The organism is Halorubrum sp. T3, assembly GCF_000296615.1.
Classification (GTDB): domain Archaea; phylum Halobacteriota; class Halobacteria; order Halobacteriales; family Haloferacaceae; genus Halorubrum; species Halorubrum ruber.
This window is the reverse complement of record NZ_ALWQ01000009.1, coordinates 51,754-72,976: the sequence shown is the minus strand read 5'-3', so window position 1 is coordinate 72,976 and position 21,223 is coordinate 51,754. Positions and strand designations below refer to the sequence as shown.

The 21,223-nt window shown below is 59.2% G+C and carries 20 protein-coding genes and 2 pseudogenes; 7 read left to right on the top strand and 15 right to left on the bottom strand.

Annotated features, from left to right (window positions below; all coding sequences use genetic code 11):
- Positions 1-7: 7 nt before the first annotated feature.
- From B378_RS15695 to B378_RS0101685, 3 genes and pseudogenes are all read right to left on the bottom strand, one after another.
- Positions 8-540: pseudogene (locus B378_RS15695) on the bottom strand (hypothetical protein).
- Complete coding sequence (thiD, locus tag B378_RS0101690) at positions 527-1,888, bottom strand: bifunctional hydroxymethylpyrimidine kinase/phosphomethylpyrimidine kinase (protein WP_017342100.1); 1,362 nt, start codon at positions 1,886-1,888, stop codon at positions 527-529. Before thiD ends, B378_RS15695 begins: the two are co-directional and overlap by 14 nt.
- A gap of 47 nt (positions 1,889-1,935) precedes the next feature.
- Positions 1,936-2,865, bottom strand: a complete 930-nt coding sequence (locus B378_RS0101685; protein ID WP_017342099.1) for a thiamine-phosphate synthase family protein — start codon at positions 2,863-2,865, stop codon at positions 1,936-1,938.
- 166 nt (positions 2,866-3,031) lie between these two features.
- On the opposite strand from B378_RS0101685, the gene B378_RS0101680 reads away from it, so the two are divergent.
- From B378_RS0101680 to B378_RS16605, 6 genes and pseudogenes are all read left to right on the top strand, one after another.
- On the top strand, positions 3,032-4,345 hold the full coding sequence (locus B378_RS0101680) for an NRAMP family divalent metal transporter (RefSeq protein ID WP_017342098.1): 1,314 nt from the start codon (positions 3,032-3,034) through the stop codon (positions 4,343-4,345).
- Positions 4,342-4,893, top strand: coding sequence for a hypothetical protein (locus B378_RS0101675; protein WP_017342097.1), 552 nt, complete (start codon positions 4,342-4,344; stop codon positions 4,891-4,893). The genes B378_RS0101680 and B378_RS0101675 overlap by 4 nt, the downstream gene beginning before the upstream one ends.
- A gap of 143 nt (positions 4,894-5,036) precedes the next feature.
- Positions 5,037-5,696 (top strand): thiaminase II, encoded by a 660-nt coding sequence (gene tenA, locus B378_RS0101670; protein ID WP_017342096.1) that lies wholly within the window; start codon positions 5,037-5,039, stop codon positions 5,694-5,696.
- Complete coding sequence (locus tag B378_RS0101665; RefSeq protein WP_026046127.1) at positions 5,693-6,430, top strand: TenA family protein; 738 nt, start codon at positions 5,693-5,695, stop codon at positions 6,428-6,430. The genes tenA and B378_RS0101665 overlap by 4 nt, the downstream gene beginning before the upstream one ends.
- Positions 6,430-7,950, top strand: a pseudogene (locus B378_RS15690) (sodium:proline symporter). Before B378_RS0101665 ends, B378_RS15690 begins: the two are co-directional and overlap by 1 nt.
- A complete protein-coding gene (locus B378_RS16605) occupies positions 7,947-8,090 on the top strand; it encodes a hypothetical protein (RefSeq protein ID WP_017342092.1) in 144 nt (47 codons plus the stop codon). Before B378_RS15690 ends, B378_RS16605 begins: the two are co-directional and overlap by 4 nt.
- Positions 8,091-8,234: 144 nt before the next feature.
- On the opposite strand, the gene B378_RS0101650 is transcribed toward B378_RS16605, so the two are convergent.
- The 4 genes from B378_RS0101650 to B378_RS0101635 form a co-directional block, all read right to left on the bottom strand.
- Positions 8,235-8,630: a hypothetical protein gene (locus B378_RS0101650; RefSeq protein ID WP_026046126.1), complete on the bottom strand. Its 396-nt coding sequence runs from the start codon at positions 8,628-8,630 to the stop codon at positions 8,235-8,237.
- A gap of 73 nt (positions 8,631-8,703) precedes the next feature.
- Positions 8,704-9,069: a hypothetical protein gene (locus B378_RS0101645; protein WP_026046125.1), complete on the bottom strand. Its 366-nt coding sequence runs from the start codon at positions 9,067-9,069 to the stop codon at positions 8,704-8,706.
- Between the two features lie 3 nt (positions 9,070-9,072).
- Entirely contained in the window at positions 9,073-9,564 is a 492-nt protein-coding gene (locus B378_RS0101640) for a hypothetical protein (RefSeq protein ID WP_026046124.1), read from the bottom strand.
- Positions 9,565-9,668: 104 nt separating this feature from the next.
- On the bottom strand, positions 9,669-10,091 hold the full coding sequence (locus B378_RS0101635; protein ID WP_017342088.1) for a hypothetical protein: 423 nt from the start codon (positions 10,089-10,091) through the stop codon (positions 9,669-9,671).
- Positions 10,092-10,375: 284 nt separating this feature from the next.
- Between B378_RS0101635 and B378_RS0101630 the strand changes: the two genes are divergently transcribed.
- Positions 10,376-11,995 (top strand): LA2681 family HEPN domain-containing protein, encoded by a 1,620-nt coding sequence (locus tag B378_RS0101630; RefSeq protein ID WP_017342087.1) that lies wholly within the window; start codon positions 10,376-10,378, stop codon positions 11,993-11,995.
- A 234-nt stretch (positions 11,996-12,229) separates the two neighbouring features.
- Here the strand turns inward: B378_RS0101630 and B378_RS0101625 are convergent, their stop codons facing one another.
- The 8 genes from B378_RS0101625 to B378_RS16120 form a co-directional block, all read right to left on the bottom strand.
- Positions 12,230-12,892, bottom strand: coding sequence for a DUF6735 family protein (locus B378_RS0101625; RefSeq protein ID WP_017342086.1), 663 nt, complete (start codon positions 12,890-12,892; stop codon positions 12,230-12,232).
- A gap of 67 nt (positions 12,893-12,959) precedes the next feature.
- Positions 12,960-13,340: a hypothetical protein gene (locus tag B378_RS0101620; protein WP_026046123.1), complete on the bottom strand. Its 381-nt coding sequence runs from the start codon at positions 13,338-13,340 to the stop codon at positions 12,960-12,962.
- A gap of 86 nt (positions 13,341-13,426) precedes the next feature.
- Positions 13,427-13,615, bottom strand: coding sequence for a hypothetical protein (locus tag B378_RS17230; RefSeq protein WP_082224204.1), 189 nt, complete (start codon positions 13,613-13,615; stop codon positions 13,427-13,429).
- A gap of 135 nt (positions 13,616-13,750) precedes the next feature.
- Positions 13,751-14,626: a hypothetical protein gene (locus B378_RS0101615; protein WP_026046122.1), complete on the bottom strand. Its 876-nt coding sequence runs from the start codon at positions 14,624-14,626 to the stop codon at positions 13,751-13,753.
- Between the two features lie 263 nt (positions 14,627-14,889).
- Complete coding sequence (locus tag B378_RS16130) at positions 14,890-15,810, bottom strand: transcription initiation factor IIB family protein (RefSeq protein ID WP_082224210.1); 921 nt, start codon at positions 15,808-15,810, stop codon at positions 14,890-14,892.
- 447 nt (positions 15,811-16,257) lie between these two features.
- Complete coding sequence (locus B378_RS16125) at positions 16,258-17,616, bottom strand: hypothetical protein (RefSeq protein ID WP_237738309.1); 1,359 nt, start codon at positions 17,614-17,616, stop codon at positions 16,258-16,260.
- A 224-nt stretch (positions 17,617-17,840) separates the two neighbouring features.
- On the bottom strand, positions 17,841-19,058 hold the full coding sequence (locus B378_RS0101605) for a poly-gamma-glutamate biosynthesis protein PgsC/CapC (protein ID WP_026046121.1): 1,218 nt from the start codon (positions 19,056-19,058) through the stop codon (positions 17,841-17,843).
- Positions 19,055-21,112: a CapA family protein gene (locus B378_RS16120; RefSeq protein ID WP_082224202.1), complete on the bottom strand. Its 2,058-nt coding sequence runs from the start codon at positions 21,110-21,112 to the stop codon at positions 19,055-19,057. Before B378_RS16120 ends, B378_RS0101605 begins: the two co-directional genes overlap by 4 nt.
- Between the last annotated feature and the right edge of the window lie 111 nt (positions 21,113-21,223).

Sequence of the window (21,223 nt, the reverse complement as noted above, 5' to 3'; positions counted from 1 at the left end):
TAGGTGTTCACGCCGGCTCAGCGACCAGCTCTTCGAGCGCGTGCTCAAGCGGGCCGTGAAACTGCTACTAGCCCGCTCGAAGGCTTCCTCGGTCGGGCCATCCCAGTGCGGGAACGCGGAATGACCGCTCACCTTGACGGTCCACTCGGAGGGGTCCTTGAACGGGTTCCGGGTCGGGAGTTCGACGATGTAGAGATACTCCTCGTCGCCGTGAATGCCCTCTGCTGGTTTTTCGACGCCGTGACCGAGCAGGAACAGCGGCTGGTCGAGGTGCTCCATATTGTCCGGCTCGAGGAGATCCGAGGGTTGGTCAGCGTGGATGCTCCGATCACGCCCTTCGTCCACGTAGAGGGTCATCGTCGAGAGCGTGTCGAGGAACAGGAACGGGACAGCAGCGTACGCAGACCCGCGCTCTGTTCGCGTCTCATCGAGCAACTGCTTCAGCTGCTCAAGCTCACGGAGGACGCTGGCGGTATCGTCGTCCGAGTGTCGGTAGTTTTGTGCAATCCAGTTGCCCTCGGACGGTTCATAACTCCTCAGCTATCGAGAGTGCACGGGCCGCGAGGTCGGCGGCGTCGCTTGCAAGCAGGCGCGTGATCGGTTCCTTGCCAACGTCACCTCGGTCGAAGACGACCGCCGGCGTGGTTTCGACCTGCTCGAAGGCTCGCTCGGCCGCCCAGCCCATGGTTGAGCCTTCCTCGTCAGGTTCCGGTTCGTTTGAGCGGTCGATCTCGACAACTGGGGCATCAATCTTCTCCAGGGCTGCCTCGATGGAATCGTCGAACCGGAGGTTCGCGGCCAACCGGATGTCGGGGTCGTGCTCCCGCGCCGACAGCAGGAAGCGGGCGACGTGGCTCGAGGCGCCGAAGCGTGTTCCCCGCGTCACGCGGATTCCGGTCATCGTCCGGGCGATCCGTCCCTCGACGGCGACGGTCTCCTCCGGCCGTTCTGCGTAGGGCGTGGCCCCGACCACGTTCATCCCAACCTCCGGAACGATCGACGACACGCCAGCAGAGACCAGCTGCTCCACGACGGACTCGACAGCTTCCTGAGTGGGCTGTCTGGCTGACCGATCCCGGATATTCGCGAGGTGGTGGACCGGTCCTGGTCCCTCGCCGACGTCGAGCGGGTATCTGATGGCGCGGGTCATGAATGCCACGCCGGATTCGATCGCCTCCGGAATGTCATCGCCGTGAGCCAGTCGTGCCGCGATCGCACTCGAAAGTGTACATCCCGAACCGTGTGTCGCGTCCGAGTCTACTCTCGAGTGCTCAAGTGTGGTTACGTCGTCCCGAGTCACGATGACATCTCGAACGACATGCTCATCGCCGACATGGCCACCTTTCACAAGTGCTGTGTCGGCTCCCATCTCCACGAGTCTCTGCCCCGCAGCCTGCATCGAGTCCGGATCCTCGATCGGGATATCTGTGAGTATTTCAGCTTCGTCAGCGTTTGGCGTCACGACCGTCGACTCAGCGATCAACCCCTCGTAGGCGGCTGCAGCGTCATGATCGAGCAATTGGTCGCCCGAGGCGGCGACCATAACCGGATCGACGACGAAGGGCACGTCCATGTCAGCAGCGTACGACGCAACCCTCTCTACGACGGGTTCAACACCCAACATGCCTGTCTTGACGGCCTGTAAATCGAAATCGGTACGGATAGCCTCGACCTGGGCCTCGATTTCCTCGACCGGGACGGGATGGATCGACTCCACGCCAACGGTGTTCTGTGCCGTGATGCTCGTGATTGCACTCGTCGCGAAGGTGTCGAGTGCCTCCATCGTCTTGAGGTCCGCTTGGATGCCGGCGCCACCGCCCGAGTCACTCCCGGCGATCGTCATGACCTGGGGGAGCTCAACCGGGGCTGGCCCTCGTACTGTGGGCATATCAGTGATATAACCGACGAGTACAAATCGGTAATGGTCGAGCCGCGTCACTCGGCTTCTTGGACCGTCTCGAGGAGCGAGACCGCGAGGCGAGCGGCGTCTTCCGCGGTCTCCCCGAGGACGTAGGTAATGGGTTCGATCCCGAATGCGCCGCTGTGGTAGATGACTCGCGGAACGACATCCCGAGACGCGAACCGATCCAGGAGTCGCTGGTTCCGGTCATCGTACTCGGCGTCGAACTCCATCGGGTCGAGCCCCCGGGCCCGAGCGGTCGAGAGGAGCGCATCGTCGGTTGCGATGTTGACCGCACCACGTAGCCCGTCGTCCTGGGCCATCGCAGCTAGCACGACCGTCGCGACGTGTCGCGATGCCCCGAATTCCGGGTTTGCTGGGATTTCGACGCGACCGTCGACCGCATAGATCCGCCCGGGAATCGCTGCAACCTCGGAAACGTCGTTCGCACCGGGGAGCGCAGATCCGACGTTCGTCCCGACGTTGGGGACGTATGTCGCCATCCCGGGTGCTGTCGCAAGGATGCGTGCCGCCGTCCGGACGTCCGTCAACGTCTCCCGTTCTGCGGCGAGGCGCTCGTCGGTGCCACGGACACAGAGGTCACAGCCGAGACCGGCGAGCGAGGGCATCGCCTCCTCGTGCAGTTCACACACCGGGCCACGGTCTTCAAAAGCCCGAACGAGCGCGAGCAGTTCGTCGAGCGCCTCGTACCCATCCATGTGTCCGGAGGCGAACCCCTCGGCGATACGCGTAACCGTCTCGGCGGTCAGCGGATGGTCTTCGATGCGTTCTTCGACTGCCACGTCGCCGCTGATGTACTTCGAGACGGCGGCCTGGGAGACGCCGATATGTTCTGCCACCTCTTGCTGGGTCATCTCCCGATTAGCTAGTTCCCCGGCGAGACAGACACGAATGGTGGGGAGGACCCGCTCAACGACGATCTCGCTCGGGAGGTGGAGTGACATACGGATAGGATCAGTTGCCCCACAATAAATCGTGCCCACCGGTGAACGAAGTCCGTATCTCATCGAAACCGTACGCATCGAGTGATACAGGCCTGACCGGGCCAGGCCGACTCCCCGGCGTCCGTATCGGGATACTTTTTTACCAGACCTGATATTCTCTGATGGTATGACTGATGAATACTCACTTGAGGTCGGGACAGTCCGCGAGTATTTCGGCGCGATGGGGCCCTCCTGGGTCGCGGGGGCAATCGCCGCCGGTCCAGCGACGATGGCGAGTCTAATCACCGCGGGGGCGATCTTCGACTATCAACTCCTCTGGGTTGTCGGATTCTCTGCCGTCGCTGGCACCCTAGCACAGTACCTCGCGATGCGGCTGGGGCTGCTTACTGAACGGGGAATTGTCGGCGTCGTCGAGGACCATCTTGGAGAGACCTGGGCGTGGATCCTGGTCGCGGACGTCGTCCTCGCGGCCGGTGTCGCCCAGCTCGTCATCATGAAGACGGTCGCTTCCGTTTCGGCGACGATCACTGGAATCGACCCACGCCTCTGGGGCATTGCCTGGGGCGGCATCCTCGTTTTGGGTCTGGCCGGTCAGGGATACCGATTCGTCGAGCTCTTCGCGAAGCTTCTAGTCACCGCGGTCGTTCTGGCCTTCGTTGCCTCACTATTCGTCGTCTCGATTGACATCGGCCAGGCTACCCAGGGGTTGATACCGACGCTGCCCGGTGGCAGCGCACTGGTCGCTGCAGGCATCCTCGGGGGCGCGGTCCACATCACGCTTATCACTATGCACTCCTACACGATGCGAGCCCGGGGCTGGACGGAACGTGACTATGACCTCGCGACGGTGGACGTTCTGGCGTCGATACTCGTCGCGTTTGGCATCTACAGCATCGCCATCTTCCTTGTCACAGCGAGTACTCTGACCGATCCGGATCTGACGACCGTCGGTGCAGCCCAAGCCCTCGGACCCCTGGTCGGCCCGGCCGCTAAGTGGCTGTTTCTGCTCGGTCTCGGCGCCGCTGCCGTCTCAACGCTCGGTGGCAACACCATCGTTCCGCCGTTCCTCGTTGCCGACAAACTTGGCTGGGGCACGACCGTCGAGGATACGCGGTACCGGGTGCTCCTCGCGCTCTTTGCTGTGTTATCGGTGCCGGGTGCGTTCATCGGTGGTGAGGTCATCGGCCAGCTCGTCCTCGTTCTGGCTCTTGGCACGGTTGGCACGCCCTTCGCCATCGCCGTCGTCCTCTATCTGTTGAACGCTGAGAGTGTCGGCGCCTCGAACTCAACGCTCGCGAACCTCGGCGGGCTTGCCTTACTCGCCGTTTCGGGTGGTCTCGCGGCCAACTTCGTCAGGGTACAGATCGCGACCGGCCTCGATCTGCTTTCCGGACTCGTACTTATATTCGCGCTCGTTCTCGCTGCCGCGACGCTCGTCCTCTTTGGACAGTATGTCCGCGAGGAGGTGCCTCTAGCGTGACTGGGCTTCCGTTCCCGTTGACCGGCTCGACGCTGATCGTCGGGCCGTCCCAGGCCGGAAAGACTCGTCTCACGGCCCGCGCCCTCGAGGCCTGGGTTGGACGGCATGGTACTGATGGAGTCGTGGTTCTGGAGTTCGCGCCCGAACTAGAACGCGAAGGCCAGATCCTTGGCGGTCGCTTGGACCGGTTCACTACTATTCCTGACGGTGTCTGGCACGGCGTCCTCGACGCGCATGCCCCCCGGGCGGAAGGGGCCAACGAGGCAGAATCGGCGACACTTGCGAAGGACAACGCCACCCGTGGTCTCGAGGTTCTGGAGGCTGCCCCGGATCCAACCGCTGTCTTCGTCAACGACGCGACCATCCCGCTCCAGCACACGTTCGTCGAGGTAGATACGCTCACAGGCTACTGCGACCGTGTGCGCTGCGCTGTTCTCAACGCGTTCGATTCTGACGAGCTTGGAACGGACGACCCGGTGTCACGTCAGGAACGGGCAGCACTGTCGGAACTCCGTTCTTGGGCGAATCGGACGATCGAACTGGACTGACCGTCGGAACCGAAGCGGATCTATTGCATCGGTTCGATAGTGAAACCGCCGTCAACTACAGGTTCGAAGCCATTGACAACGTTCGAGATATAACTGACTAATATAGGCAAGTTATATCCTCTCTCAGACGGTACGGCTCGCTAGTGCCATTCAGCGATACCCTTCTTGAGGCGGGACAGGATGTATGGGCGGCCCAGAAGGAGCACCCCTTCGTCCGCGAACTCGCGACCGGAACTCTCGACGAGGCGGCGTTCGAGCACTGGATCAAACAGGATTACCGCTACCTCCTGGACTACGCTCGGTTGTTCGCGATCGCGGGCACGAAGGCTACCAACGAGAAGACGATGACGCACTTACTCGGCGTGGCCCACCAAGTGCTCGACCACGAAATGGACCTTCACCGTGGCTTCGCGGCCGATTACGGAATCTCCGACGGCGAGCTCGCAGCAGTCGAGAAGGCGCCCACATGCGTGGCCTACACAAATTTTTTGATCCGGACGGCTTACGAGGGCTCGATTGCGGAGATCGCGGCCGCACTGTACCCGTGCATGCAGGGCTACCTCGACGTCGGAGAGCATATGGCGTCGCTCGCCACCGACGAACACCGGTACACACCCTTCATTGAGATGTACACCAGTGACGAGTTCCGTGACGCGACAAGCTGGTGTCGCGACTTCGTTGACCGATGTGGCGAACAGTCTCCCGGTGAACACGACGCTATGAGGGCGGCGTTTCTAACCAGCGCGAAGCTCGAGTATCGGTTCTGGGAGATGGCCTACACGCAAGAAGGGTGGGGCCTATGACGGACGTCCCCGATAGGTATGACGACTACCGGGCCACCGTCAGCGACCCCCGGTTCACTGACTGGCTGCGGGAGCGTGCCGAACCCGACTGGACGAACGCCGTCGATCATCGGTTCACCCGTGAGATCGGTAGTGGCGCGCTCTCCGAGACGGTCTTCGCCGACTACCTCACCCAGGACTACGCGTTCTTGGACGTCCTCGTGAGTACGTTCGGCTTCGCAGTGGCCCAAGCACCCGATGTCTCAGCGAAGCGCGCGCACGTCGAATTTCTCGATACCCTGACTGACGAGGAAAACGACTACTTCGAGCGTTCCTTCAGCGCACTTGGCGTCGATGATGCTCGGTGGAAACAGACAGAACTGTCCACGACCACAGCCGCGTTCGTCGACTTGCTCGGTCGTACTGCCCGCGAGGGCGGCTACGCCGAAACACTCGCAGCCATCGTTCCAGCGGAGTGGATCTACGCCGAGTGGGCGACACGCGAAGCTTCAGCACACGAATCGACTGCCGGGCTTCCGTTCTACTTCGCCGACTGGATAGCGTTGCATGCCAACCCCTCCTTCAAGGAATTCGTGACCTGGCTCCGCGGCCAGTTGGACGCCCATGGCCCGACGGTCTCTTCCGCACGGGAACGGGAGATCGAGCGAATCTTCTGCCGGACCGTCGACCTCGAAGTTGCCTTCTTTGACGACGCCTACGCGGCCGTTGAGACCGACGGGGAGGGTAGACAGTAATGGTTTCAACAGCTGTCGCACTCACCGCTGTCGTGCTCACAGTACTGACCGTTACCGCTTTCGGCCTATTAGCGGCTCGCGGCCGGGTCCGATCCGTCGAGGATTATATTTCCGCCCGCGACTCAGCCGGTCCCGGAACCCTCACCGCTACGATCATCGCGTCGATTATGGGCGTCTGGATACTGTTCAGCCCTGCCGAGGCCGGGGCCGCCTTCGGCGGGCTCCCGGCCATCCTCGGATACGCAATCGGGAGTGCGGTTCCGCTCCTCCTGTTCATTCCGGTCGGCGCACGCATCCGTGCCATTGTTCCGGCCGGCCACTCACTCACCGAATTCGCGTACGCTCGCTTCGGGACCGGAATGTACCTGTTCGTGCTCGTCGTGTCCGTGTTCTACATGTTCATCTTCCTCGCGGCCGAGATGACGGGGATTGCCGGCGCCCTCTCACTCGTCACCGGGATCCCCCAGTGGCAGACGGCCCTGCTCGTAGGCGGATTCGTCTTGATCTACACGGCTTACGGGGGACTCGTGGCGAGCATCGTTACCGATACCGTCCAGACGCTCGTCCTGCTCCCGCTGCTCGCCCTCGGTTTCGGTGGCGCCGTGCTCGCGTTGGGCGGAACCGGTGAAATACACGCTGCAGCGATCGCCACGGACGCGCCATTGCTGGATCCGACGTTCGGTCCCGGGCTAAAGTTCGGCGTGTACGTTGCCTTCGCCATCCTCGGTGCGAATATGCTGAACTAGGGAATGTGGCAGCGCGTCTACGCTGCCAACGGCGAATCGTCGCTTCGGTGGGGATTCGGCGTCGCGGCCGTCGCAGTCATCCCGATGATTCTACTAGCCGGCTTGTTCGGTATTGCTGCGGCCGCTCTCGGGCTGACCGAATCCGGCGGTGCCAGCATCGCGTTCTTCCTCGTCCTCGAGTCAGCCTTCCCGAGTTGGGTAACGCTTGCGGTCGTGGTCCTTGCGGTCCTGCTTGTGATGAGTTCCGCAGACACGATGTTCAATGCCATCGCGAGCGTCGTTACAGCCGATCTCGCGCGGCTGCTCGATCAGCCAACCCAGCGGGCGTTGTGGGTGGGCGGCCGCGTTCTGACCGGGATCGTCGGGATCGGGGCGATCGTCATCGGTTCGCAAGGGTATAGCGTGCTTGAACTGTTCCTGACGGCAGACCTGCTCGCTGCTGGGATTTTTGTCCCGTTTCTCGCCGGCCTGTATTCCGAGCGGCTTTCAGGAACCGGGGCTATTGTCTCGAGTCTGGGTGGGCTTGTGGTCGGTGTCGCCTACTTCCCGCTCCTGCGTGGACCGGTCGCGTCGATTCCGAGGCTTGGCCCGCTGCTGCCCGCACCCGAGTTTCTACCCGCTTTTGTCGGGGCGACTGTCGTGTCAACCGGCGGGACGATTCTCGCTATTGCCCTCTGGGACGCCGACGTCGACCTCTCCAGCGTGGATCGTGATATCCGGAGCTTGGATGAACCGGTCGCCGATGGGGGTCCGAACGGGGGGGAAAACCAATGACCCCGTCGGTCATGGCTGTGTTCGGTCTTGCGATCGGTCCGACCGGCTTTTCGGTACTCGTGTGGGGCGCTATACTCGTCGTCGTACTCGTGTTCATCTTCATCGTCAGAGCGTTGATTCTGGACACCCATCGAACCTGACTCGGACGCCCACGGTGTGTACGAGTCGAACTACTTTCCGGGATACTCAGCGCGAATATAGATAGTGGTGAAATAGCAGGTACGCATCCTCCATGCAGCAGAGTCGCTGACACCTATCACCGACTGAGGGTTACAATTAAACCACTACGCCAAATGTGACACCTCTTCTGGTTCCTCGATGTCGTCGAACTCGCCGCGCTCGACAGGTTCCCAGTCCTCACCCGGCTCCGGACTCCACCAATCGACCTCGTAGGCGCCCGGTGCACCGAGGATCTTTACGCGCGCCGACCCATCAGGCAGGCCGCGGCGCAGTTTCTCGTCGACGTGGAGGTTCCAGGTCGTGGTAGAATCGAAGCAGGCGAGCACGGCCTCCTCGTAGCCGCGTGTTTCTCGGGATTCCTGGAGTTCCACCTGGGTGTTGCAGTTCTTGCAGAACACCCCCTCGAAGGGGATGTGAGTGAAGACCTCCTGCCCGCAGACGGGGCACCAGAGGAACTCGAACAATGCCTCACTGTGCCGGTCAAGTACTTCGAGGCTCATTGGTTGACTCACCCGGTCGTACCGGGCCACCACCTCGTGCCCGGCTGAAAAACAGCGCCCGGCGCTCACCCTCTCACCGTTCGGCGCCGTACACGATGCGTGAGGGGGCTTCGTACCCACAGTCGGGGCAGTCGTACCACCGCTGGACTTTCGCCCCGTCTGCTGCCTTCTCGCCGACGAGAACGTCGTCGTTGGGACACTCCTGGCAGCTGAGGTCCGGAGCGGACCGCTCCCGGAGCTCGTCACGGAACGACTTCGCGTCCTTCGTCTCGTATCCTCGCGACCACACCGGGTAGCCGTCGACGAGAATCACTCCGCGCCATTTGTACCGGTAGGAATCCGGCGCTCGATGCAGGACGGCTCGCGCACCGGTCTCGGTGTTCCGATACGCAAGCGTCGGGGAGCGGCTCTCGCGTCGCCAGTTGGTGATGCGAGGCATTATTCAGAAGTGGACGTCAGCGGGCACGATCCAGAGCTCTTCACTCTCCTCGAGGAGTCGGTCCAACTGTCCACGGTGGCGAATGCCGGTTCCGTGTTCGGTGTACAGGAAGATCGTCGGGCCGTCGTACGCACCGACCTGGTGGAAGGCGTGCCGGGCGAGGTCCTCGTCGCGCATGATCTCCCCGTCGGAGAGCTCGTCGATGGCCTCCTTCACCCGGTCGAGATTACGCTCGAATTCCTCCTTCGTCGCCTCCCAGCCACGCTCGAGCAGGTCCTGGCCGTCATCGGAGTCGACGGGGGCTGCCGTCGGCAACTCCCCCCATCGTGCCTTCCCCGCAACGGACGTGTCCTCCTCGTCGAAGGTCACATAGTAATCGAAGACGGCGCCGGCGTGTGGGTCCGCGCCGACCAGTCGGTCGAACACCGTCTTTCCGGTGGCCAGCGCGTCGTCGTGCGTCGATGCCTCTACCAGTGCGTAAATCACCATATGCATCTCGAACACCTCGAAACGCCGACGCACCGGGAATCGTTGCTCGCTCCAGCTGCGCCGGCACCCATTGCCGGCGCTCGAAAAACTCTCCTCGTGACGGCGGATTCTCAGGATTCGTCCGCTCGTTCGACAGTGATGGTCAGGTCGCCCGACGCGTAGTCGGCCTCGAAGTCGACCGCGAACGCGTCCGACTCGTAGGCGGCGTGGTAAGCACGGTGGCGTTCGAGCGAGCCTGTCGCCTTGAAGTGGAAGAACGCGGCCGCCGTGTAGGGCTTGCTCTGTGTTTCGACCTGCGACTCGACGGATGCGGGGAGCGCGATTTGTGGCGTCTCCGTGTCGATACTCGCAGCGAACTCTTTCGCTTCCTCGACGGTTGCTTGCGAATGTGCCGGTGTCTCGCCGGTGAGCACGTTCACCGGTGTTTCCGTCTCGTCGGTGAACAGGACGCCTCCGAAGGTGTGTGTCCCGAGGATCGCCTCGGGGTCCAACTCGCAGTCGTCGAAGAAATCATCAGCTGTTTCATCGGTCATCAAATCACGAGCCTACGGCGGGGCTCGGTCCTTCCTGCCCCTGAAAAACAGCAGTTGCTACGAGACAAATTGATAAGGAAGTAATATTAATCTGGTCTTTAGTAGGTAGCTACGTAACTCTATCAGACTTCACATCCTCTACGATGTGAATTGCAGCAGTACTAATACAAAATCGCACGACAGTATTATGCAATTGTATTGACTGAAATGGATATCCCCCTCGAAACAGCGAACCCGGAGCACATGTATCGAATAAACCGCCACCCTGCTCTCGACCGTTAACCGTGGAAGCAGAGCAAACGTCTCGTCTGACAGCTTTAGAGGTCCGGTCACTCCAAGATCTGCTTCCCGAATATCGGGAGGAGGTCATCGACCGCCTGAAAATGGTCGAGTCAGTCGAGAATCTCTCTTCTCGCAATCAGCTTAGGGTTATCGGCTGGCTCGTTGACCACGGCGCCGACATCGACAGTCGAATCGCGATCTCCGCAGGGATTGACCTCGCCAAAGACCTGGACCCGTCCTCGCTTGATGCCGAGCTCCGCGGAATGTTGAACTACCGGCTCGGCACAGCATATTCGAACCGGATGTCCTTGGAGGCCGACCGGGGCGACGAATGGCTCTGGGAGAACACCGACCGGGAACACGCTATCCGGCACTATCGCCTCGCAATTCAGGAAGATACCGTAGACGAACTCTCGCCACTAGAACAATGGCGGTCGTTCACGAACCTAGGGAATCTGTATTCGACCATCGGGCGGTTCGTCGAGGCGTTCGACTTCTGGAATGAGGCGTTAATCCGCCAACCGTACTTCTTCCCTGCCCGGGGTCAACGCGGCATCGGCTTCTACACGTACGGGAGGCATGACTACGACGAGGGGCATCGTGCGGTATTGCTGAAAAAAGCGTACGATGAAATAGAGAAGGCAAAGATGGACCGCCTCGTAGGCCTCTCGCCCGAGAAAACGCTCCAGCAGTTCGACCGGTATCAAACCCGAATCACAGCCGAGTTCAAGTCTTCACCCCCGTCTGATGAGATTCTTGACTTCGAGGAGAGTGACCTCGGGGACAGCGACGAGGAGCGAGCGTATCGACGGTGGGGTCTCCGGCATCGTCTCTTTCTAAACACGCTGAACGATGTAACGGACGAGCCGATTGCTGCTCAAGATACACTCCATCTTGGCCAGCTACTGGACGCTCGGACGGAACGAATCGTGACCTGTCTTGGATTATGGAATCACTTGGTCGAGGAGTACGTGACTGCCAGGTATTTGCTGTACCAGGGGAGTCACCCTGACGGCCCGCACTTCGCAGATAAGGAGGTCTCTCTGACGAATACGCTGGATTACCCCGTTCACTCAGTGTATGGTGAGCAGCTGAAGATTGCGCTCCGGACAGCGTACTCTCTGTTCGATAAGATCGCGCAGTTCATCAACTACTATTTCGAATGCGGCCGCGATACGGAGGACGTCTCATTTACCGACATCTGGTTCCAGAACCGGCACGGGAGTACTCTGCAAGAGAAATTTTCAGGCCGGGCGAACCTACCGCTTCGAGGGCTGTACTGGTTGAGTAAGGACCTGCGAGATGATTCGCTACGGATAGAGAACTCGCTGGATTTGGCGGGCCGAGAGCTTACTGAACTGCGGAATGGTGTCGAGCACCGGTATGTGAAACTCACGGCGTGGGAGACAACGGAGCGACCAGCGGGCCATTTTACGGATGAATTAGCGACGAAGATGGCACGAGACGAATTCGAGACGAAAGCAGTCACGATGCTGCGGAAAACCCGAGCAGCACTCATCTACCTTGCCTTCGCCGTCAATCTCGAAGAGGAACGGAAGCCCAGCCGCGAGTTGCCTGCTATGCCTCTCGAGTTTGGGGCACTTAGGAACACTCTCCAGTGACGAATGGTTGTGGCCGAGAGGCTTTTGTTGAAACCCTGCCTCCCCGGCTCAGAAGTAACATCCCCCACGACTGTTGTCGGTGGCTTCCCACGCTAACCTAAGGGCAGTTGGTTGTCTCTTCGGGTTTCCTGTCCGACGAACTGGTGGGAGTGCCACGCGCCCTATCACGAGCCTACGGCGGGGCTCACCCATTCCGACCCCTGAAAAACAGCAGTTGCCACGAAGCAGATCGACCTAGGAGTGGTTCAGGCTCGCCTTCTCGAAGGGAGACTCACCGGTCGGAATGAGCAGCTCCTGTCGGTCTCCGACTCGCTCGGCCAGTTTCCGTTTCAGGTACTGCCTCGCCGTCGACGGCGTGAAGACGCCTTTGTCGAGCATATCGCCGACGACGTCTTTGAGGGCCGCGAACTGTCCCTGCAGGTGGCCGTCGCCGACCGGCTCGCCGTCGTACCAGCGCACCGTCGCGAGCGCGCCGTTCCCGACCGTCTCTCCCTGTTCGACCGTCTCCGAGTCGTACTGCAGGCCGAACCACAGCGTCCGATAGGCGGTCACCTCGAACGTCGTCGACACCACGAAGAACGCCTCGTGGTGGAGGTAGTCGAGGTGGTCAGCGACGATCTCGTCGAGGGTGAGCCCGGTGGCACGGGGCTTCGGCTCGACGACCGTCGACGGTCGATCCTCGTCAGCGAGGTAGCCGTCGACGGCTTCTGCCTCGAGGCCATCGGCAAGCTCTGCGAGGAGCTGTTTCGCCCACTTGGAGTCGGTGTCGTCGCCACCGAATGGCGACTCAGCCGAGATTCGGTGCTTGAGCTTCAGGTTGGCTGCGCCCCAATGGCTGTAGTGGAGCGTGTACTGTCCGTCTGTGCGTTCATACGCAACGAGTGCGCGGTGTCCCATCGAGCAATCACCTCACGGGGCGACCGCGACTGGACCGCCCCGCACCCCTCCCGGGGGACGAACAACGCTACTCGTCGATCGGGTCGGGGGAACTGAGGTCCGCGTGGAGGACTTCGCCGTCGCGAACGACGTACCGCTTTGCCAGCACGGGGAAGCGGCACTTGGTGAACCCCGCCGTCTGGATATCGAACTCTTCGTCGGCTTCGAGGTGGTCGGCGAGTTCTCGCAGGAATTCGTGGGTCACGATCCCGCCTTCGTAGTCCGGGAGGCCGTTCTCCCGCGCCTCGTACACCTCGAAGTCGTCGTACCCCCAGATGGTGAGCTCTCCGTCTTCGGTCACCTCCCAGTCGAGCGTCCCAAAGCAGTAGCTCTCACAGAGCTCGCGGACTGCCTGTGGATCCGATACGATTGCACCGGTCGACGTCGTCGCAGCTTGTAGTGTCGCCATGTCTGGACTCGCGGGGAAGCCCCGCACTCCTCTTGGGGGCGATAAACCGACCCTGGAAGTACCCCTGGCGTGGACGGCGACATCGGTTAGGAGTCTGTTGGGGCGTCTGCCCAGTTTTCGTCCTCTGGTTGTGTGAGGAGACTCACGTTTTCCAGGAGGTCTCTCGCAGTCTCGACTCGCTCTTGATCCGCGTCGTCTAACCGATCGACGTCGAGCCGGCTGAGATTGCTGAGTACACGATGCATCCGGTAGCCCTGTTCTACTTGTTGATTCATCGGAAGCGCCTCACCACTTGCTGGCGCGCACAGACACCCCACCGTGACTGTCGTCGGTCTTGAGGGGACTCGCCGTGTTAACCAACAAGATCCATCCCAAGCAGGGTATGTTGGTTAATCGTCAATCTTCCTGCCCTATTCTGGGGCAGGCCCGTAGCGACCTATGCCACACACCTGGCACTCCCAGATTGGTTGGCCTGTCCAGGTCTCGTCGGGGATCGACTCGCGTGTACTGAATCGATGCTCTGTATCTCTCGTACAGTGCTGGCACTCGAGGGTTGTAACGGTCGGAATCTCGGCTCCGTCACTGGTGGATTCCGTTTCGCGGGGTACTGTTTCCACAGCGATTGCTGGAACGATCCACAGCTGGTCGCCGCCGTCAAGAGTGTGATTGAGGGACGACTCATCACCGACTCCCTGGCCACGCTCGTCATAGACGCGTGGTATCTCCATCTGAGGGCGCTCGCTCCTCCCGTCCTCTTCCCTCGCTATCCGCTCGCGGGCCGCTGTTAGCAACGCGTCGCCGGCCGCTGAGGTCGCCTCGACAGCAGCGGGGAGCGTGGGCCAGTGCTCGGTTAACTGGGGTGCGGGCTCGTCGTCGAGATCGTAGATGAGCGTACAGTCGTCGACGGGCTCGTCGTGGGTTGATGTGAGAAGTGTCGCTGCGGCTGCTCCCTTTGCCACGGCGCCGTAGAACGTCCCGGATTCGACGAGGAAGTGGATCACACCACGGAGTGTCTGCTCGGAACTCGCAGCATCCGACGCTGACGCGGCGTCGAGTCCGTGTTCGAGACAGAACCGGCATTTTCCTTGCGACGCCGGGATCGATGCGCCACAGGAGTCACAGGTCTGGTCTGTGTCGATTGGTCCGTCCGGATACCCACCCGAATGCGAGGCTTCGCGCTGACGGGTTAGCTGGCCATCTACTGGTTTATCCAGCTCCGGATCCGGCACGAGAGCACCTTCTCCAACAGGTTGGAACGCGTCTCGGTCTGAGTTGCGGTTAGACATCGATTCGCTCCGCGTTTCCCCCGGTTTGGTATTTAAATTCAAGGGCGAGCAAACGCGGGGACGGATTCGGCGACGATGGAATAAATCTGCTCGCCTGAGACGGAGTCAGTCCCGGAGCTCAGCGACTGCTTGACCGACCTCGCGAACGTGCTCACTCCGCTCGATATCGAGTTCTGTCGACAGATACTCGACAGTCTCTTCCAGATCCATACCCCCTAGTAGACTCTCTGCTTGTATGTGGGTACTCCTCTACCGGAAGCGTTTCAGATCGCTTGGAGTTCGTCCCGCCGGCTTCGGAGCGTCACGACTGACACCTCCGCTGTCGATGCAACGGTGGATTGGGTGATCAACGCACCCCGCTCTTGAGCGGCCAGATAGACGCAAGCGGCCGCGACACCCGATGGCTGACAGCCGTTCGTGAGGGTTGTCCCCTCGGCGCGTTCTGCGAGTTCGTTCGCGCGTCGGCGAATGTCGTGGTCCAACCCCAGCTCCGAGATCAGCCGCGGAATGAACGACGTCGGGCGCATTGGTGGTATCGGCAGCTCCAACTCGCGATTCAGTGTTCGGTAGGCGTTGGTGACACGCGTGGACTCAACTCGGGCGGCGTCGACGACATCCTCGAGGAGGAGCGGGTGTTGGTTACATCGACAGGTTCCATAGATGCTCGCTGCACCGATGGCTTCGATAGATCTGCCACGAAGCAGATCCTCGGTCTGAGCGCTCCGAAAGAGCTGGCACGCCTGGTCACGAATCGACTCGGAGAGTTCGAACGCACTCGCCAACCGACGTACTTCGCCCAATCCGTGGGCGAGATTCCGTCCCGCTTTCGACCGCCAGCGACCACGGGTCTGCTCACGTCGCATCCGGGCCAGCCGCCGGCGCTTCTGCCCTGAGAGTTCGTTCCCGTGTACATCGGTTCCGTGGCCGATCTCCGTCGAGAGGCCTCGATCATGGCGGGCCGCAGTCAGCGGTGCGCCTGTTCGCTCGCGCTCGTCCGCATCGTACGCTCGCCACTCTGGCCCGTGATCGATACGTTGTTCCTCGATAACGAGTCCACAGTCCTCACAGACCGTTTCCTTGACCTTCGTAGTGACGTGTCCGTCGCACTCGGGACACTGGTTCGCACTCGATTCCGTTCGGATGTCTTCGTCGAAGCCAGTTCCGTAGATGTCTCTGGTTGCCATCATTTCACCGTGTTTCGGGAACCCTCCAGTACAGCGAGCCCCTCACCCATTGAGGGGCAAATAAACGGTATCGAGTACCGACCCCGATTCAGCTTGATAGTGGCTCAGAATGAGGTGCTTGGGTCACCGTAGTGTACCCGACTAATAGAGCCGATGTATTTACCGTTGACTCCGAAGGGGACTAAGGATCCACAGCTTGACTACCACTGTTGAGGGTGCGGCCGACTCTAGAGACGCACTCATCAGTGTAGATTTTTGAGCGCCAGCGGTCGGTTCCAACGCCGCAGGAGCGAGCGAGTAGCAGCTCTCGGTCCGCCTGCATTTCGAGGTGAACCAGTACTTTTGTGGTACAAACACTCGGTCATTTACCGGGAAACAGTGGGGAAGGGGAGAAACGCTGCGAGTCATTAAGACACAATAGGTGGCTATGAAAAAATCGCGTGAGAACTACGAAACTGGGACTTCATCTGGCCTTTCAACCCCCGATCTGCCCTGTGCTCGCGAGTCGATTTCTGAATCGATCTCTCGCATGAACTCGTCAACAGTGTTCCCCATAAGTATCACGGGCCGATCGTGATGGAGCAGCCGGTCTAACACAGCTTCTGGATCGGCGTCAACGTCTATCTCCGTGACCTCGCACTTCGTTTCTTTCGCGAATACGGAACTGTCACTACCCATCACGTATCCAGCGTCGATGATCCCCTGGTCAGCAAGGTGATCGAAGTACGAAACGAAGGAGGCAGTTCGACCGCGTCGGTCTGGCCGCAAGAATACAAATGGTGTAATACGATCAGAGTTCTCAAGAGCTTGTCTAACCGCTTCAGTACTCTCGACGTCGTTCACCTCCGCTGCATTAAAAATGAGCCCGTTCGGGACAGTAGTCCATGCGGGCTGAATCTCCTCGAGATACGCTTGGATCTCATCCGAAGGAACAGGAGATTCACCAACAGCCGTAAGAGTGTGGTTCACCGCGTGAGCTGTCTCCGCCCCAAGTAGCCCCTCGTGCTCTTGTGGGATTGCTACTTGTTCGATCGTCGCCCCCGTGGCCGTGATCTCACGTTCCAGATACTCATAGATGACCGGATGCTGTTCACCGCACACGATGTGGGTATTAGGTGGAACTGATTTGGCAAACGACCGTGCGATTTCGGCTCGGGTTTCGCCAAGCGTGTCTTGATGGTCACGCCGAATATTAGTCAGGACAATAACGTGGGGGTCTAGGAATGATTCATTAATCAAACGTGTTGTATACTCCGTAATTCCTTGATTCTCAAAAATTGCGACATCTTCTGGGGAATATTTCGCGAGCTTGGGGACGTACTCTCGAAAAACATTGATATTCTCATATAGGGTTGTTCTGGGTCCTTCGCGGTTCAACGGGACTACACCACCGTTGTGGATTAGGTGGGGTTGATTCCCAGTAATTTTTGTTAATGTGTCATATCCCCGTCGCCTGAACACGTCGTCAAGTCGGCGACTAGTCGAAGATTTCCCACGAATGCCAGAGACAACTATCCGTGTGTCTATCTTCTGGATCGTCCGACGGTGTTTGAATCCCCGAATTGGGAGCGTAACTAGGGAACGAAGCGCCGCTAGTACAGAGGTTGAGCCGACATCAAACGCTGATGACTGTTGGTTCTGGTTTCGAAGGAGGAACGCGGTTTCTGTAACGCTGGCAACCGAACAGAATGACTTAGCTGCCGTCACACCATCGGATTTGGCCTCGTATGCCTTGGTCGACCGCGCAAGTACATTGTCACCATCAACAAGCACCCACTCGTACTGGCCGCCATTATTGACGGTCATACACTGTACATCAGTAACCTGGTCACTCGCCGGAGTGCCATTGAACTGTTGCTCCGGCAGATCTTCGATGACAGATGCCGCTGCCCGGACGTGATTAACTGCCGCGCGAGCCTGTTCGGGTGAAGAAAACGTCTCTGTAGACTGGGTTAAAACGAGACTGTTGGTTCGCAATCTCCATCGCCACCCCGCTGAGGTATCGTACACCTCGAACCGGCTATCACGGGTCATGTATCTATCTCTCGTGACGTTTCATTGTTGAGTGCGGCAGCATCTTGGCTATTATCAGGCTGATTCAGAATAGACCGCTCAGAAATTTCCTCTTCGTCGGGTTTTCGGATCGTTCGCCACTCAACATATCCGAAGCACACGGCGACGATGCTCAGGCCGACTATTATCTCAGTGAGACCAAATTGGCGGGGAAATCCCCTTGGAAGGACTGCTCCGGTGAGTCGGGTCAAGCACAGCAAGAAGACGAACGATCCAAACTGAAGGGGGACGAACAGCCGTCGACTAGCCGGCTCTGCGACGTGAATGTTGTACGCGTTTACCCCCGCTAAGATACCGACAAAGAACGCTGAAAGACCACGTGTAATCCCCAGTTCAATCGATAACGGTATGGCTGCGACGATGCCAAACGCTGCGCCAATGCCGACGAGCACACGCCCGTACAACAACGACGAACGATGAACCAGTTGTACAGCAATATATGAAATAACGAGGAGACAAATGTATAGAAAGACGAGTCGGCGGTCAGCGAGCGAAAAGATCGCAAGCAGTGCCACCGAAACAACTCCAATTCGGATGTCGTACCGCTCACGGACACGCTCTGACAAGAGCATTCCAACCGCGAACAACAACACGGTTACAAGCCGAGGGAGGATGACCGGCGACAGGGGCTCACTGACGGCGACACCTTTCCAGGTTGCCACATCTGCTGTACGGGAGTAGAGCGTAATGGGGGCGGCAGTCGCAAGGGTGGGTGCGAACTCTGCCGAGACAAGGAACCAGCCAAGCCCGAACAAACATACGAACACCACCGCCGCAGTCAGTAGATCCCAATAACGGGTCTCGTCATCAAGCTGGTGATAGTTGTATGCGGCAAGGCCAGGCAGAATACTCCCGATAAACACAACTGTCTGGAAGAGATCTTGGATGAGAAAGCCGAATGTCAGGAAGATTGTGACCGGTATCAGGCTCCCAATTAAGATTGCGTAGATCAGTTCATCCCGGCCGTAAATCAATGTCTTATTCTTCAACAGCCCGAGTCCAAGATACGCGACGGCACTACTAAGAACGTAAATTGGGAACATTACAAAGCTTTTGAGGGTGTACACTGCGAGAATTGGTATCGCAATTGTACCGCCAAGTCGGTACCCGTATACCTGTGTCAATCCTGCCACTGCGAGGAGCCCGAACGCGGTGACGATGACGGCGACGATCACTGCCAGCGCACCTCGCCGCCAACCGGGATTGTGTGGATGGTTGCCCCCGATGGACCTCGGATAGTATCGAACTGCCTGCCGCCTTTGACATCAGCCGGTTCCCATTCAACGAGACTTAACGAGTCAAACGCTGCCCGCAGGACATTGACACCGTCAGGCGGACTCAAGAACAGGAAAACATCGATATGTGTGGCATCGACAGGACGCTCTAATTCAACTGAGAAATTAGCCCATTCACGCTCTGTTGGCGCCAGCGGCATTTCCTGTGATTGGAACGAACTCCCAGATGTATCGTCGTACCACGAGACTAGTAGGCGTAGCTCTCCCTCCGCGTTCGTTCGGTATGTTCCTGATAGTGTGAACTCCTTATTGGAAACCGGCAGACGGTTCCATGGTGACAGTAATGCTCGATTCTCGTTTGCTCGAACACGGACAAGTTCGATCCCGCCAGAATCATTCTGGCCAATCGGTTGATCACTGCTACGTGATTCACGGCCGTAGCGCCACAAGGTTCCCTCGTACGCGTCGCTGTCAACGTCGTGATCATCGAACGACCCGGTAATGAATCGTTCACGACCGACCTGTACTGAGTCATCAGAGTCAGTGATCCACCCACGCACTCTGCGTTGGATTCCACCATCGAGCGTTAATTGTTCTCGTGGGGGGCGTTCGACACTAGGCTGGTAGGTTAGTGTATCATCAGCGATCGTGAACGAACTGTCTGAGAGTCCGGCGAGTTCCCATGTCAGCCTGTTTCGGAGTGGTCCGGTCACGCCCCGTGGAGCGTATCCTTCAATGAGGATCGGTTCCGCTCGTGCCGACTGTACTCCGTTCTGAGTTACAGTCACCTGTAGGACGAACGATCGATATGTGGTCCACAAGTTTTGGTCAAAAAAGAGGTTACCCATCGACCACGCGATCAACGCGCCGTCACGCGTCTCAAGCCCTCCCGACACGTGTGGGTGATGGTTTACTACTAAGTCTGAGCCAGCAGCGATCGCGGTATCAGCCAGATCTTGAAGTTCCTGTGTAGGCGTCCGTTGGTATTCCTCGCCGCCGTGAATCTGTGTCACGACTACATCCGCACGTTCGGTCGCAGCCTGTACGCCGGCACGGATCGTCTCGGGCGTCGCTTCAGCGACTCCCGCACGATCCTGGACCCTGAGCGTTTCGCCGTCACGGTTGACTGTGTACGTCGCAGTCGTCTCATCAGCCGCCCAGTTGCGGTCATACTGTCTGCCCGCTGTCGTCGTTACTGAAACGAAGCCAACGGTTACCCCATCACGTTCGAGAACGGCCGGGGAGATAGCGGTGGAGGGCTCTAAACCGGCACCGGAGTGAGCAACCTCGGCCTCATCGAGAGCTGTTATTGTCTCTTCGAGCCCCGGTGTGAGAGCATCGAAGGCATGTGTGTTCGCAAGTGCCGCGTAATCGATGCCGGCATCAGCCATCGCCGCTGCAGCGACTGGATGGCTGGTGAAAACAAACGCCTTCGACGGGTGTCGCCATTCTGATGTCGTTAGCGGCGTCTCAAGGTTTATTGATGTAATATCTGCGTCTTCGAGGAGCGGCGAGACCGAATTGAGTAGTCGGTCATGAGAATCACGGCGGTCACCCGGTTGTAACCGATAGTAAAATCGAAGCGGATCGTCTCTTGGTTCGTAGTACCGCCGTCCAAACATCGCGTCTCCACCGAACGCTAAGCTGACTGCTCCCTCTCCCGATTTTAGTGTGACGTTCCTCGTCGATCCTGGTGAGAGTGCTCTCGTAACTGAATTGTACTCTGGGTGGTCGAAGCGAACCCAAGCTGGGAAGCCGCCGAGAGAAATATCGTATGACCCATCAACATCGGTGGTAGTTTGTGTGATTTCGCTGCCGTTCCGATAAGCGGTCACCGACGCGTTTGTTAGCGGATCGCTCCCTGTGGTGACGGTCCCGGTAGCCGCCGTCTTGACGCTATCGCTATCTGAGACTATTTTCCGAAGTCGGTGAGAACATCCAGCAAGAGAGGTCATTCCAGCGGCTGAAAGTCCCAAGTACCCTCTTCTATTCAACTTAGTTTGTTTGTCTTCTCTACATATTTGACTTCAACGATGTGTCGGAGGCGTTCTTCGTTATCAGATCTCGACAGGGAACCAACGGTCGAATCTTACTGTGTTCTGCTC